Genomic DNA, 15,513 nt, shown 5'->3' on the forward strand with positions numbered 1-15,513 from the left:
AGGTGAATGTGGTGTCTGAATTTGCCGGTTTCGCCTCTCTGGCGCCTGCCTATCCCGAAATGCTGCTCGCCGTCGGCGCGCTGGTGCTGCTCCTTGCTGGCGTGTTCGCCAAAAAGGAAATCGCCACAGGCATCACCGGCATCGCCATCGGCCTGTTGGTCGCAATCGCCGTGATGGTGGCCTTCCTCCCTTCCGAGGGGGTAATTTTTTCGGGCGGCTTTATCAATGACGGGTTCGCCCGCTTTATGAAGGTCCTTATCCTTGCCGGTTCGGCCTTCGCGCTCGTCCTGTCGGTTTCCAGCGCGTCGGATAACGGGCTCAACAAGTTCGAATATCCCGTTCTCGTCCTTCTGGCCACGCTCGGCATGATGATGATGGTTTCGGCCAACGATCTGATGAGCCTTTATGTCGGCCTCGAGCTCCAATCGTTGGCGCTTTACGTTCTGGCTGCCTTCAAGCGTGACAGCGGCAAGGCCACCGAAGCTGGATTGAAATATTTCGTTCTCGGCGCGTTGTCCTCGGGGATGCTGCTCTACGGCGCGTCGCTGGTCTATGGCTTTACCGGCCACACCCAGCTCGACCAGATTGCCCAGGCCGTGGCGCTCGGCGAACGCACGCCCGGTATCGTGTTCGGGCTGGTTTTCCTTCTGGCCGGGATTGCCTTCAAGATTTCCGCCGTGCCCTTTCACATGTGGACACCGGACGTCTATGAGGGAGCGCCGACGCCTGTCACTGCATTCTTTGCGTCGGCCCCCAAGGTCGCAGCAATGGCCTTGTTGATCCGCATCGTTTTTGATGCCTTTGAGCCCATCGCCAGCGATTGGCAGCAGGTTGTGATCTTCATATCGATCGCTTCGATGGTTCTGGCGTCCTTTGCCGCGATCGGTCAGAACAATCTCAAGCGTCTCCTGGCCTATTCCTCCATCGGCCATGTCGGCTTTGCTCTGGTGGGACTGTCTGCCGGCAATATCGTGGGCGTGGAGGGTGTCGCCATCTACATGGCCGTCTATCTGACCATGACCATCGGCACCTTCGCCTGCATCCTGGCGCTCAAGAACGACGACGGCTATGTCGAAACCATCGACGATCTGGCCGGCCTGGCGAGATCCCGCCCGTTCGTCGCGGCTATTCTGGCGCTCTTCATGTTCTCTCTGGTCGGTCTTCCACCGCTCGCCGGTTTCTTTGCCAAATGGCAGGTTTTCCTCGCCGCCATCGAAGCCCAGCTCTTTGTGCTGGCCGTCATCGGCATGCTGGCCAGCGCCGTCAGCGCGTTTTATTATCTGCGCGTCATCAAGGTCATGTATTTCGACGAACCTGCGCAGTCCTACGCGGTGCCGGCCATTGAGTTGCGCGTTGTCATGGCGCTCACAGGTTTTCTCGTGCTCAGCTATTTCTTCACCGTCGGCGCGCCTCTGACGGCCATCGCCCGCGGCGCCGCAAACGCGCTGTTCTAGAGCAGGGTGGGGTGGTCGCCTTTCCTCTTCCCGACAATGCTGTCGAGGCCGGTTATCGCGTGATCGGCTTTGACAGCGTGGGGTCGACCAACATCGAGGCCATGAAGGCCGCAATGGCAGGCAACGCGGGCAAGATCTGGTATGCCGCCCTGCAACAGACCGAGGGCAGGGGCCGTCGCGGTCGTGCATGGGAAAGCCCGTACGGCAATTTGGCCGCCTCGCTGATGATTGTCCCTGACGCGCCATCCAACAGCCTTGCCGGCCTCGGCTTCGTTGCAGGTGTTGCTCTAAACACTGCCCTCACGCGTTTGATGCCCGCCGCGGCAATCCGCAGCGGACTTGATGGCGCTGATGGCGTCAGCGACGGCGGTCGGGCACGCATTGCACTCAAATGGCCCAATGATGTCCTTGCCGATGGTGCCAAACTCGCAGGCATCCTGCTCGAAGCCCAGAAGCGTCCCGATGGACGTACCGCGATAGTTATCGGCATCGGCGTTAATGTCGTCGCCGCTCCGCAAGGACTGCCCTATCCGGCCACATCGCTTGCCGATCTGGGCGCACCCCTTGATGCACCTTCGGTATTTGAGGCTCTGGCCGAAAGCTGGGTGGAGTGTTACCAGATGTGGAATAACGGGTCCGGCACCAATCGGATCATCCACCGCTGGCGCGATAACGCCGCCGGGATCGGCGCGGAGGTCGCTGTGCAGCGCGGTGATGGGGTGCTGCGCGGCATATTCGAAACGATTGATGATGCGGGCCATCTGATTGTCCGCGATGATGAAGGACACCGGATCGCGATAACCGCGGGCGACGTCCATTTTGGAACGACGGCAACGCTGCGCTGAGAGGGCGTCTGCTGTTCAATTTTTGAAAGGACGTGACTGAAACCCGGTCGCGCAAATATCCCATGGCAAAAAAACAGTCCGGACAGGACGAAATGGTCTTCTTGCCCCTCGGTGGCGTTGGCGAGATCGGTATGAATATGGGGCTTTACGGCTTCGGCCCGGTCGATGATCGCAAATGGCTGGTCGTCGATTGCGGCGTTAGCTTCGGCGGCCCTGAGCTTCCCGGAATCGAACTGGTCATGCCAGACCCTTCATTCCTGGAGGAAGAGGGCGACAACGTCGTCGGGCTGGTTTTGACCCATGCCCATGAAGACCACTACGGAGCCATTCTCGATATCTGGCCCGCCTTCGACAAGCCGGTATTTGCCGGACGGTTCGGGGCGGCGATGCTCAAGGCAAAGCGGATATCAAACAACATCGAGGACGACGTCGAGGTCCAGATCTTTACGCCCGGCATCCCCTTTCAGGTCGGCCCCTTCAAGGTCGAGCCCATCGAGGTTTCCCACTCGATCCCAGAATCCAACGCGCTATTGATCGAAACGCCCGCTGGCCGCGTCATCCACACCGGCGATTGGAAGATCGATCCGTCTCCTATCGGCACCGCACCCACCAACATAAAGCGCTTCAAGGAAATCGGTTCGGACGGCAAGCCGCTCGCTCTGATCTGCGATTCCACCAATGCGATGAAGGAAGGTGACAGTCCCTCTGAAACCGAGGTCGGCGTTAATCTCGAGCGCCTGATCGCAACAGCAAAAAACCGCGTCGCCGTCACCATCTTTGCCTCCAATCTTGGCCGCATGATTTCCATTGCCCGGGCTGCCGCAAAGGCAGCCCGTCAGGTCGTCGCTGCGGGCAGGGCTGTGCACCGGATCGCCGGGATCGCCCGCGAACTGGGCTTGATGGAAGGCGTACCGGAATTCCTTGATCAGGACGCCTATGGTTATCTGCCGCGCGACAAGGTCGTTCTGATCGCCACAGGCAGTCAGGGCGAGTCCCGGGCCGCAATGGCCCGCATCGCCGATGGCTCCCACCCGGTTATCGATCTTTCGCCGGGCGATATGGCGATTTTTTCGTCCTGGGCAATTCCGGGCAATGAAAAGGCCGTCCTCGATATCCAAAATAAGCTCGTGGACAAAGGTGTCGAAATCGTCACCGGTCGCGACGAAATGATTCATGTATCGGGTCATCCCCGCCGTCATGAACTCGCCCAGCTTTATGATTGGCTCAAGCCCGATATCCTCGTTCCCGTTCACGGCGAGCCGATGCACCTGGAGGCCCACGCAGCCTTCGCGCGGGAAAAAGGGATCAAGACGGTCGTTTCGATCCGCAATGGCGATATGGTCCAACTGTTCCCCAACACCAAGCATCACCGTGGTGAAGTGCGCACGGGAGTCCTCTATCTTGACGGCAACCTCCTGTGCACGCCCGAGGAATCGAACGTCCGCGACCGCCGGCGGCTGGCATTCGGTGGCGTCGCCATCGTCAGTCTGGTTGTCAACGGGCGCGGGCAGATCGTCTCAGGTCCTGAATTCGATCTGGACGGCCTTCCCGATCTGGCAGACGATGACGATCCGCTGAGCGCTGTCGCTCATTCGGCCGCACGGGGCGCGATCAAAAGTTTTCCCGAAAAGCGCCGCACCGATACGGGGCGCTTTGCCGAAGCCATCCGCCGCGCTGTGCGGTCCGAACTCAATGCCGCCTGGGGTCGCAAGCCCATCGTCAAGGTGTTCGTTCATAAGGTGTAGCTTAAACAATGCAGCCCTTTACCTATGTAGCGATCTATTTCGTCATCTGGTGGACGGTGCTCTTCGCCGTCCTTCCTTTCGGTGTGCGCGGCCAGCACGAAGACGGAGAGGTGACCGACGGCACCGATCCCGGGGCGCCGATCAAGGCGCATCTTTGGCAAAAGGCCCTGGCAACCACTCTGATCTCGGGTGTCCTGACCGTGTTGATCTTCTGGGGTATGTCCAATCCATGGCTGCAGGAATACTGGAGCTGAACGCCCTGGGCGGACCAATTCGTTCGATTAATGCAGAATAAAAAAATGCAGGGCTAAGGCCCTGCATTTAATAAAAGTTTCGCGACAATCCACTGGTCTTACAGCGCACAGATCGGGCGGCCAGTGCTCCTCCCTTGACGTTGTCAGCGTCGGCGGGTTGCACCCGCCTCTCTTTATATGGCGCGGACCCTATCAAGGACAAATTGTCGCGACAAGCAGAAAGTTGGAGATTTGTTGCCCGGTGACAAAAAACCGACAGGAAAGCCGATGAACTCTCACGGACTTGCCTTTTGACCGTTCCTTGCGCTTGATTGCGCAGCCCGGTATTGAGCCCTTGAGTCGGTTCCCGGCAAATCGGAGTTCTCATGCGCCTTTCCCGCTATTTTCTGCCCGTCCTCAAAGAGACGCCTAAAGAGGCGGAAATCATTTCCCACCGCCTGATGCTGCGCGCCGGCATGATCTCCCAGCAGGGGGCAGGCATGTACGCCTGGCTGCCACTGGGCTACAAAGTGCTGCGCAAGATTCAGCAGATCATAGAGCAAGAGCAGAACCGGGCAGGGGCCATCGAACTTCTGATGCCCACGCTGCAGTCGGCGGATCTGTGGCGCGAGTCGGGGCGCTACGAGGACTACGGCAAGGAAATGCTCCGGATGCAGGATCGCCATGAGCGCGACATGCTCTACGGTCCGACCAATGAGGAGATGATTACCGACATCTTCCGCTCTTACGTCCGCTCCTACAAGGATCTGCCGCTCAATCTCTACCATATTCAGTGGAAGTTTCGCGACGAGATCCGTCCGCGCTTCGGCACCATGCGGTCTCGTGAGTTCCTGATGAAGGATGCCTATTCCTTCGATCTCGACAAGGACGAGGCCGTCAAGGCTTACAACCGCATGTTCGTGGCTTATCTGCGCACCTATTGGCGCATGGGGCTGACGGCGATCCCGATGCGTGCGGAAACCGGCCCTATCGGCGGCGATCTTTCGCATGAGTTCATCGTTCTCGCCGATACCGGTGAAAGCGGCGTATTCTGCCACGCAGACATGCTCGACAAGCCGATCCCGTCTGCCGATACCGACTTCATGGACGATCTGTCTGGTATCGTCGCCGACTGGACGTCGCTTTATGCTGCAACCGAAGACATGCACGACGAAGCCGACTTCTCCGCGAAGGTGCCCGAGGATAAGCGCATCGCTGCGCGCGGCATCGAAGTGGGCCAGGTTTTCTATTTCGGAACAAAATATTCCGAACCCTTGGGCGCCGCAGTGACCGGTCCTGATGGCAAGGACATTACCGTGCATATGGGCTCATACGGCATTGGGCTGACCCGTATCGTGCCGGCCATTATCGAAGCCAGCCACGACGAAAACGGTATCATCTGGCCGGTCTCGGTCGCACCCTTTGAGGTTACCCTCATCAACCTCAAGTCTGGCGACGCCGAATGCGATGCTGCAAACGAAAAGCTTTACAACCAGCTCCACGCGGCGGGCATCGATGCGCTATATGATGACCGCTCCACGGGGGCCGGGCAGAAGTTCGCGACATCCGACCTCATCGGTATTCCGTTCCAGCTTATTGTCGGCCCGCGTGGTCTGGCCTCGGGCGAAGTCGAGATCAAGCACCGCAAATCCGGAGAACGTGAAACCATCGGCATCGAAGATGCGGTTTCCCGCCTCAAGGCGCTCATCGAACCCGAACGCAGGGACAACGCTTGACCTCCGCCGACGCCGCCCGGCAGCAAAAAGGGACACGACCGTTTTCACGTTTCGAATGGATCGTGTCCGGTCGGTACCTGCGCGCTCGCCGAAGCGATGCATTCATTTCGGTGATCGCAGCGCTGACCATGATCGGCATCGCCATTGGTGTTGCCACCCTGATCGTCGTCATGAGCGTCATGAACGGGTTTCGTGACGAGCTCCTGTCCAAGATATTGGGATTGAACGGCCATTTCACGGCTTTTCCCATCGAAGAGACATTTGACGACTACGAGGCGGTCCGGGATCGGCTTGAGGGTGTCGACGGTGTGGTTTCCGCAGTGGCCTTCGTCGAAGGACAGGCGCTGGTTACCGGTACTTACAATTCCACTGGTGCCAATGTGCGCGGCATGACGCTTGCCGATATCGAAAAACTCCCGCTGCTCTATTCGAGCACGCTTGCCGGCGGTTGGGACGATTGGGACGATCTTCAGGGTGTAGCCATCGGCTCGCGCATGGCGTCCCAGCTTGGCGTGACCGTCGGCGATACGATCACCATCGTTACGCCCGACGGCCCGCGCACACCGCTCGGCTCCACGCCGCAAATTCGCTCTTACCCGGTAAACGTCGTCTTCGATGTCGGCATGGTCGAATTCGACTCGCTGTTCATCTTCATGCCTATCCGCGCCGCGCAGACCTATTTCCGCCTCTACGAGGACCGGTTGCGCGAAGGCATGGAAGAGCCTGACATCATGGCCAGTGACGAGGAAATCGACGCGGCCTACGAGCGAATCTATACGGCAACCGCGGTAGAGGTCTTCCTCAACGACCCCGACGCGACCTGGGATATGCAGCTCGAACTTGAGCAGGCCGCGGGACGTCCAATGGTCTTTACCGACTGGCAGCGGCGCAACGCGACATTCTTTTCCGCGCTACAGGTCGAGCGCGTGGTGATGTTCACAATCCTTTCGATGATCGTTCTTGTCGCCGCTTTCAATATCATCTCCAGCCTCGTGATGCTGGTGAAAGACAAGGGCGCCGATATCGCGGTACTGCGCACCATGGGCGCCACACGCTCCTCGATTATGCGCATTTTCTGCATCACCGGAACGGCCATCGGCTTTATCGGAACAATTGCCGGCTTCCTGCTCGGCCTCGTGCTTGCGGTCAATGCCGAAGCTATCAGGGCCTGGGTATCAAATGTCATCGGCGTGGCGCTTTTTCCGCCCGAGGTCTTCATGCTCTCCCAACTTCCGTCACGTGTCGATGCGCTCGAAGTGACCGTTGTGCTCGTCATGGCGCTGGGGTTGTCTTTCCTCGCGACGCTGTATCCTGCCTGGCGCGCGGCCCAATACGATCCGGTGGAGGCGTTGCGCTATGAGTGATGTGCTTCTTGACCTCAAGGATGTCCGACAGACCTATGGCGATGGGCAAGGGGCCGTTCACGTCCTCAACGGTGCCGATCTGACCGTCAATCGCGGTGAGATCGTCGCGCTCATTGCGCCATCGGGTGCCGGAAAGTCGACATTGCTCCACATCTGCGGCTTGCTGGAGCGCCCGACGGGCGGTGATGTCGATATCGACGGCGAACGGACGGCCAAGCTCGCGGACCGCCAGCGCACGCTGCTCCGCCGCCACCTCATCGGCTACGTGTATCAGTTCCACCACCTGCTGCCTGAATTCAGCGCTCTGGAAAACGTCACAATGCCGCAATTGATCGCAGGTGAAAGCCAGCGGGACGGCGATCGGCGCTCAAGGGAGTTGCTTGACGCCATGGGGATTGGTCATCGCACCACGCACCGGCCGGCCGAACTTTCAGGCGGGGAGCAACAGCGTGTCGCCATAGCGCGCGCGGCGGCCAACAGGCCCAGCCTTATTCTGGCCGATGAGCCCACCGGCAACCTCGACCCGGCGACCTCCGACACGGTATTCTCGGCGCTTGCAGAACTCATCCGCCAGCAAAACGCCGGCTGCATAATCGCCACGCACAATCACGATCTCGCCCGCAAGGCCGACCGCATCGTGACCATAACAGACGGCCGCATCCAGCCCGCGACCCTATAAACGCTGGTCGACTTTCTCCTACCGGTCCGACGAGAGCTAGGCTGGAACCTGGGCCAACGCGCGCTTCCTGCCCTTTGATCGACGCTGCTGTACTGGATTGGGGCCAGGCTGCCGCATGCCCCTCCCTTGTCACCCCGGGGCTTGTTCCCGGGGTCCAGCAGCATCTCCGCAACGGCGACGGCAGCAGTTTTGCTTGGAAGCGGATCCTCACTAATCCGTACCAACTTCGTGCCATCCTCCTCTCTCGAAAGCTTGGCACCGCCATTTTGGCCGGCAAGGCTTTCTTAACCAACGCCGATGTCGACCTGTGAACCCTGTGGACAGGAACAAAGCACGAATATATAAGAACAAACCATAAACACTGTGCAACGGAGGCTTCCATGCTCGATTTCGTCAAGGACTTCATGGCTCTGGTTTCGCTCACGGCCTTTGGTGGCATTACGCTGCTCTATCTCGATATGATGCCCTACCTCGTCTGATTCCCTGCTGTGCAAAAGCCGTCCTCAAGGTGGCATCGCAAGGCACGGAATGGCACAAAGGCAGTCCAGCATATTCGGGTAGTTTGAAATGTCCGGTCCCGGTTTCGTCCATCTTCACGTCCATTCGGCTTTCTCCCTGCTTGAGGGTGCTCTACCGCTTGGCACAATTCTCGAGATGGCCAAGGCAGATGGACAGCCCGCTATCGGTATTGCCGACACCAACAATCTGTTCGGCGCGCTAGAGTTTTCCGAGAAGGCGTCGGGCAAGGGCATCCAACCAATTATTGGTTGCGAACTGGCCCTCGATTTTGGCGCCGATGCCGACAAGCCATCGGACCGTGTCAATCTAGGCAAGGGATCGGTCGTTTTGATCGCCGCCGATGCTGTCGGGTTCGCAAATCTGGCCGAACTCGTCTCTCGGGCCTATCAGGAAGGCTGCGATGGGCGGACGGCAATCCACATCGACTGGTTGGTCGATAACGCACTCGGTCTGCTCTGCCTGACGGGTGGGCCCGAAGGGGCTATCGACCCCTACCTTGCTGCCGGGCTCGACGCCCAGGCCCAGTCGCGACTGTCGGTTCTCCATCGTATATTCGGCGACAGACTTTATGTGGAGATCCAGCGCCACGATAGGGCGCTGGAAAACGCCGTCGAACCGCGCCTGATCGATCTTGCCTATACCCTCGATTTGCCGCTTGTGGCCACAAACGAACCCTACTTCCCCAGGCAGGAGGATTACGATTCCCATGACGCCCTGCTGGCCATCGCCGCCGGCTCGGTCGTAGCGCAAACCGAGCGTCGCCGGTTGTCCGACCAGCACTATTTCAAGACACGGCAGGAAATGATCACGCTCTTTTCCGACCTGCCCGAGGCCTTGGAGAACACCGTCGAAATTGCCCAGCGCTGCAGCTATCGCCCGCATACGCACGACCCCATTCTTCCCAAATTCGCCGCGGCGGATGGGGTGGGTGAGGAGGAAGCTGTGGCCGCCGAAGGCGAGGAACTGGCCCGGCAGGCACGCGAGGGGTTAAGGATGCGCCTGGCCGACTACGGCCACGCTCCCGACCGCACCACCCAGGAGTATGAAGAGCGGCTCGAATTCGAAATCAAGGTGATCCGGGACATGAAGTTCCCCGGCTATTTCCTTATTGTTGCCGACTTTATTAAGTGGGCCAAAGCCCACAATATTCCCGTCGGCCCGGGCCGCGGGTCGGGTGCGGGCTCACTGGTGGCCTATGCGCTGACCATCACGGACCTCGATCCGCTGCGTTACAATCTGCTCTTCGAGCGCTTCCTCAATCCTGAACGCGTATCGATGCCGGACTTTGACATCGATTTCTGCCAGGAGCGCCGCGAAGAGGTCATCCGCTACGTTCAGGACAAATACGGCTACGAGCAGGTCGCCCAGATTATCACCTTCGGAACGCTGCAGCCGCGCGCCGCGTTGCGCGACGTGGGCCGCGTGCTCCAGATGCCCTACGGGCAGGTTGATCGCATTTGCAAGCTGGTCCCCAACAATCCCGCCAATCCCGTGACGCTGGCCCAGGCGATCAATGACGAGCCGCGCCTGCAGATGATGCGCGACGAGGACGAGACCGTCGCCGAACTGCTGCGCATCGCCGGCAAGCTCGAAGGTCTGTTCCGGCACGCCTCGACCCATGCCGCCGGTATCGTGATCGGCGACCGCCCGCTGCAAAAGCTGCTGCCGCTTTATCGCGATCCGCGCTCGGACATGCCGGTCACCCAGTACAACCTCAAATGGGTCGAACCGGCGGGCCTCGTAAAGTTCGACTTTCTCGGGCTGAAGACGCTGACCACGATCCGGTATGCCGTCGAAATGGTGAAGGAAACCGGCGTCGACCTCGATATCGACGCCATCCCGCTCGAGGATGCGCCCACCTACAAGCTCTACGCCGATGGCGACACCTACGGCATCTTCCAGTTTGAAAGTCCCGGAATGCGCCGCGCTCTTGTGGAGCTCAAGCCGGACCGTATCGAAGACCTGATCGCCATGAACGCGCTCTATCGGCCCGGTCCGATGGATAACATTCCCAGCTTCATCAACCGCAAGCATGGCCGCGAAGACGTGGAATACCCACACGAGACGCTCGCCGCCGTCCTTGATGAGACCTACGGCATCATTGTTTACCAGGAACAGGTGATGCAGATCGCCCAGTTGCTGTCGGGCTATTCGCTGGGCGAGGCCGACATGCTGCGCCGCGCCATGGGCAAGAAGATCAAGGCGGAGATGGACAAGCAGCGTGTCCGTTTCCAGGAAGGCGCCATCCGCAACGGCATCAAGAAGGGCCAGGCCGATACGATCTTCGACCTGCTCGCCAAGTTCGCCAATTACGGCTTCAACAAGAGCCACGCCGCCGCTTACGCCTGGGTCTCCTACCAGACGGCTTATCTCAAGACCCATTATCCCGAGCAGTTCTATGCAGCGTCCATGACGCTCGACATGGCGCAGACCGATAAATTGTCCGATTTCCGCCGCGAGGCGCAGAAAAAGGGCATCGAAGTTGTTCCTCCGTGCATCAATCGCTCGGAAGTCAATTTCTCGGTGCGTGATGGCCGCATTCTTTATTCGCTCTGCGCCGTAAAGGGCGTGGGCCGCAACGTCGCCGAACACATCGTCGAGATACGCGGTGACCGTCCCTTCAAGGACCTCGCCGATTTCGCCTCCCGTATCGATCCCAAGATCATCAACAAGCGGACGTTGGAAACCCTCATCAACGCGGGCGCCTTTGACCAGCTCAACAAGCGCCGTGAGCAGTTGGTCGAGGTCATCGATACCATAGTCAACACCGCCCAGCGCGAAACCAGCGGTCGGGCCGATGGCATTGTGGATATGTTTGCGTCCAGCCAGCCCCAGGCCATTACGCCACCCGAACATGTTGCGCCCTGGAGCCTGACCGAACGCTTGGCCCGCGAACACGCGGCCATCGGCTTTTACCTTTCCGCCCACCCGCTCGATGACTACACCGAACTGTTCGAGAAACTTCGTGTCCAGCAATGGGCCGGCTTCGAGCGTGCGGCGCGAAACGGCGCCGTGGCAGGGCGTCTTGCCGGCACGCTGATCTCGCGTCAGGATCGTCGCACCCGGAAGGGTTCGACAATGGCCATCATGATGTTTTCTGATCCCAGCGGATCGTTCGAGTGCATCGCCTTTTCCGAGCAGATTAACGACTTCGGGCGCTGGCTCGAGCCCGGAAAATCCATAGTCCTCGAAGTGGGCGCCGATTCCCGCCCCGACGGGGTCAGGCTACGGCTTATCAATTGCGAGCCCATCGACGCCTCGGTCGAAAAGCTTGGCCGCCGCATGACGATCTTTGCCGGCAACGAGAGATGCCTCGCTCCAATCAAGTCCCAGCTTCAACCGGGCGGGGAAGGGGTGGTCAGCCTCGTTCTGGTCCGCGACGAGGGCGAACGCGAATATGAAATCGAGTTGCCCGGCCAGTTTCGTCTCACGCCACAACTGGCTGGCGGGCTCAAGGCCATTACCGGCGTGGTCGATGTGCGCTTGAACTGACCGCCGGCGCTTGCCATATGGGCGGTGCTGCTATATAGCCCGCAGCGTCAAATCCACATGCAAAGGCGGGCCTGTGCTTTAAACAGGTCCATCCGGTGGCGGATCTCCGCCTCTTTTCCTTTGCAGAGGCATAACCGGTAAAGGAGTATACCAGATGGCATTGCCTGATTTTTCCATGCGTCAACTGCTTGAGGCCGGCGTTCACTTCGGCCACCAGAAGCACCGCTGGAACCCCAAGATGGAACGCTACATTTTCGGCGTCCGCAACGATATCCACATTCTCGATCTGAGCCAGACCGTCCCGGCTCTCTATCGCGCCCTTCAACTTGTAAGCGACACTGTTGCCGATGGCGGCCGCGTGCTTTTCGTGGGCACCAAGCGTCAGGCCGCGCCGCTCGTTGCAGAGGCCGCGCGTCAGAGCGCTCAATATTATGTCAACTCGCGCTGGCTCGGCGGCATGCTGACCAACTGGCAGACCATTTCGAACTCGATCGCCCGTCTGCGCGAGCTCGAATCGCTCCAGGCGGAAGGCGCCACGGGCCTGACCAAGCGTGAGCGCCTGCAGCGCAGCCGTGAGCAGGAACGCCTCGAGCGTGACCTTGGCGGCATCAAGGACATGGGCAATATCCCGAACCTGATGTTCGTCATCGACACCAACAAGGAAGCCAACGCGATCAAGGAAGCCCGCCGTCTGGGTATCCCGGTCGTTGCCATTGTCGACACCAATTGCGATCCCGACATTGTCGATTACGCGATCCCGGGCAATGACGACGCCGCTCGCGCGCTTGAGCTTTACCTGTCGCTGGTCTCCAAGGCCGCAATCGACGGTATCGCCCGCTCGTCCTCGTCGATGGGCCGCGATATCGGCGCTTCCGAGGAAGTTCTCGAAGAGCCCACTCTCGAAGCCGAGCCCGCTGCCGAACAGCCGGCCGAAGGTGAAGCCGCGCAGGCATAATTGCCCGCGCGTCATCTCTCCGACACGCATTTAACATTATCCGTGCCCATCACCCCGCGCCTCCCGGCGCGGGAATTGGGCAGACAAAGAGGTATCGAGATGTCAATCAGTGCAGCAGACGTGAAAAAGCTCCGCGAAATGACCGGCGTGGGCATGATGGACTGCAAGAAGGCGCTCACCGAAACCAATGGCGATATCGAAGCGGCGGTCGATTGGCTGCGCTCGAAAGGCTTGGCCAAGGCAGCCAAGAAAGCAGACCGCGTAGCTGCCGAAGGTCTGGTGGGCATTGCCGTCGACGGAGACCGCGCCGCCATCGTCGAAATCAACTCTGAAACCGATTTCGTTGCCCGCAACGAACAGTTCCAGGGCATCGTCCGAAATGCCGCCAAGCTCGCACTTGCCGTCGACGGTGACGTCGACGCGCTGGCTGCTGCCCAATTCCCCGGCACAGGTCGCACCGTTTCCGAGGAACTGACCGAGGCCATAGCCAAGATCGGCGAAAACATGACACTGCGCCGCGCGGCGGTCATGGAAGTCTCTCAGGGCGCCATCGGCACCTATGTCCACTCCTCGATCTCGGACGGGCTGGGCCGCATCGGCGTGCTTGTCGGTCTGGAATCTGCGGGAGACAAGGCCAAGCTCGCAGCTTTGGGTCGCCAGATCGCCATGCATGTTGCCGCCACCAAACCGCTGTCGCTGTCGTCCGATGATCTCGATCCCGAGGCCGTCGAGCGCGAGCGTGCCGTGTTCTCCGAGCAGGCCCGTCAGTCCGGCAAGCCCGACAACATCATCGAAAAGATGGTCGAAGGCCGCATACGCAAGTACTATGAAGAGGTCACTCTTCTGGCCCAGACATTCGTGATCGATGGCGAGAATACCGTCGAACAGGCCGTCAAGAATGCCGAGGCCGATGTCGGTGCTCCGATCAAGGTTGCCGGCTACGTGCTCTTTGCTCTCGGTGAGGGCATCGAAAAGCAGGAATCTGACTTCGCAGCTGAGGTTGCCGCCGCTGCGGGCACCGCGTAACGTTACCGAAATTTTTTCGGATTCGTTGTCGCAATAGGCTCCAAAGCGGGACACCTTAATGTCCAGAACCGGCTATTCACGCGTCTTGCTCAAGGTCTCCGGCGAAGCCCTCGCCGGAGACCAGTCATATGGAATTGAGCCCGAATTTCTCAATTCCATTGCCCGGCAGATCGTCGATCTGACCCGTGCCGGCATGCAGGTTGCCATCGTCATCGGCGGCGGCAACATCTTCAGGGGTATGGCCGTTGCCGCCAAGGGCGGCGATCGGGTGATCGGCGATCACATGGGCATGCTCGGAACGGTTATCAATTCCCTGGCCCTGGGCGACGCGATCCGCAGGGCAGGGGGGCGGTCCCACGTCTTCTCATCCGTCTCGATGCCCTCGATCTGCGATACTTTCACCCAGCGCGCTGCGATTGCTGCGCTTGAGGGCGGTGCCACGGTGATCTGTGCGGGAGGCACGGGCAATCCGTTCTTTACCACCGACACCGCCGCGGCACTCAAGGCCATCGAGCTGCGCTGCGACGTGCTCCTCAAAGGCACCAAGGTGGATGGCGTCTATTCCGCCGATCCTGAAAAGGACCCTTCCGCGACGAGATTCGATGCCATCTCCCATGAGGAGGTGATTGCCCAGGATCTTCGGGTCATGGACACGGCGGCATTTGCTCTTGCGCGCGACAATGGCTTGCCGATAATCGTCTATGCCTTGTCGGACAAGGAAGGTCTGGTGGGCGTTCTCGATGGACGGACACCAAGTACGCGCGTCGGCTGATGCCGCGTGTTAGATTGTAAAAATGACATGATCGTTTGGCCGATTGGTCAGGCGACTGCGGGCGGCACAGCCCAGCAGACGACCGGGAGAAAACTTGATGTCCGAAGCGTTCTCACTCGACAGCCTCCGCACGAGGATGAAAAAGTCCATTGAATCGATGAAGGGCGACCTCGCGGGTTTGCGCACCGGGCGGGCCAGCGCGAGCCTGCTCGAGCCGATCATGGTCGATGCCTACGGCTCGATGATGCCGCTCAACCAGGTTGCCACGGTGTCAGTCCCTGAGCCGCGCATGCTTTCGGTTCAGGTCTGGGATCGTTCGATGGCAAGCGCCGTTGAAAAGGCCATTCGCGAGTCATCGCTGGGCCTCAATCCCATGGCCGAAGGTCAGATCATCCGCGTGCCGCTGCCTGAGTTGAACGAAGAGCGTCGGCGTGAACTTTCAAAAGTCGCCCATCAATACGCCGAGCAGGCGCGCGTTGCCGTCCGTCACGTCCGTCGCGACGGCATCGAGTTGCTGCGCAAGCTCGAAAAGGATGGCGATATGGGGCAGGACGAGGCCCGCGGCGAAACCGACAGGGTTCAAAAGGCCACCGACGAGGCGATTGCGGAAATCGATCAGCTCGTAGCGACCAAAGAACAGGAAATCATGCACGTTTAGGCGGGCGCCGGATTGGCTCCGGTCTGAGGAAACCG

The 15,513-nt window shown here is 59.8% G+C and carries 12 protein-coding genes; all 12 read left to right on the forward strand.

Annotation, left to right across the window (positions count from 1 at the left end):
• Positions 1-8 precede the first annotated feature (8 nt).
• The 12 genes from nuoN (at position 9) to frr (ending at position 15,478) form a co-directional block, all read left to right on the forward strand.
• A complete protein-coding gene (nuoN, locus tag KKY_RS06385; RefSeq protein WP_014130499.1) occupies positions 9-1,454 on the forward strand; it encodes an NADH-quinone oxidoreductase subunit NuoN in 1,446 nt (481 codons plus the stop codon).
• An 11-nt stretch (positions 1,455-1,465) separates the two neighbouring features.
• Complete coding sequence (locus KKY_RS06390; protein ID WP_014130500.1) at positions 1,466-2,299, forward strand: biotin--[acetyl-CoA-carboxylase] ligase; 834 nt, start codon at positions 1,466-1,468, stop codon at positions 2,297-2,299.
• A 62-nt stretch (positions 2,300-2,361) separates the two neighbouring features.
• On the forward strand, positions 2,362-4,044 hold the full coding sequence (locus KKY_RS06395) for a ribonuclease J (protein ID WP_041529177.1): 1,683 nt from the start codon (positions 2,362-2,364) through the stop codon (positions 4,042-4,044).
• Between the two features lie 8 nt (positions 4,045-4,052).
• Complete coding sequence (locus tag KKY_RS06400; RefSeq protein WP_014130502.1) at positions 4,053-4,298, forward strand: DUF1467 family protein; 246 nt, start codon at positions 4,053-4,055, stop codon at positions 4,296-4,298.
• Between the two features lie 365 nt (positions 4,299-4,663).
• A complete protein-coding gene (proS, locus tag KKY_RS06405) occupies positions 4,664-6,013 on the forward strand; it encodes a proline--tRNA ligase (RefSeq protein ID WP_014130503.1) in 1,350 nt (449 codons plus the stop codon).
• The gene (locus KKY_RS06410) at positions 6,010-7,377 is read left to right on the forward strand and encodes an ABC transporter permease (RefSeq protein WP_014130504.1); all 1,368 of its coding nucleotides are present in this window, start codon (positions 6,010-6,012) and stop codon (positions 7,375-7,377) included. The genes proS and KKY_RS06410 overlap by 4 nt, the downstream gene beginning before the upstream one ends.
• On the forward strand, positions 7,370-8,056 hold the full coding sequence (locus KKY_RS06415; protein ID WP_014130505.1) for an ABC transporter ATP-binding protein: 687 nt from the start codon (positions 7,370-7,372) through the stop codon (positions 8,054-8,056). The genes KKY_RS06410 and KKY_RS06415 overlap by 8 nt, the downstream gene beginning before the upstream one ends.
• A 567-nt stretch (positions 8,057-8,623) precedes the next feature.
• Positions 8,624-12,067 carry a DNA polymerase III subunit alpha gene (gene dnaE / locus KKY_RS06425; RefSeq protein WP_014130506.1) on the forward strand — a complete coding sequence of 1,148 codons (3,444 nt, stop codon included), beginning with the start codon at positions 8,624-8,626 and terminating at the stop codon, positions 12,065-12,067.
• 154 nt (positions 12,068-12,221) lie between these two features.
• On the forward strand, positions 12,222-13,022 hold the full coding sequence (rpsB, locus tag KKY_RS06430) for a 30S ribosomal protein S2 (RefSeq protein WP_014130507.1): 801 nt from the start codon (positions 12,222-12,224) through the stop codon (positions 13,020-13,022).
• 99 nt (positions 13,023-13,121) lie between these two features.
• Positions 13,122-14,048: a translation elongation factor Ts gene (gene tsf, locus KKY_RS06435; protein WP_014130508.1), complete on the forward strand. Its 927-nt coding sequence runs from the start codon at positions 13,122-13,124 to the stop codon at positions 14,046-14,048.
• Positions 14,049-14,106: 58 nt separating this feature from the next.
• Positions 14,107-14,820 carry a UMP kinase gene (gene pyrH / locus KKY_RS06440; protein WP_014130509.1) on the forward strand — a complete coding sequence of 238 codons (714 nt, stop codon included), beginning with the start codon at positions 14,107-14,109 and terminating at the stop codon, positions 14,818-14,820.
• A gap of 97 nt (positions 14,821-14,917) precedes the next feature.
• Complete coding sequence (frr, locus tag KKY_RS06445) at positions 14,918-15,478, forward strand: ribosome recycling factor (protein WP_014130510.1); 561 nt, start codon at positions 14,918-14,920, stop codon at positions 15,476-15,478.
• Positions 15,479-15,513 lie beyond the last annotated feature (35 nt).

The sequence above is a fragment of the Pelagibacterium halotolerans B2 genome (assembly GCF_000230555.1).
Classification (GTDB): Bacteria; Pseudomonadota; Alphaproteobacteria; order Rhizobiales; family Devosiaceae; genus Pelagibacterium; species Pelagibacterium halotolerans.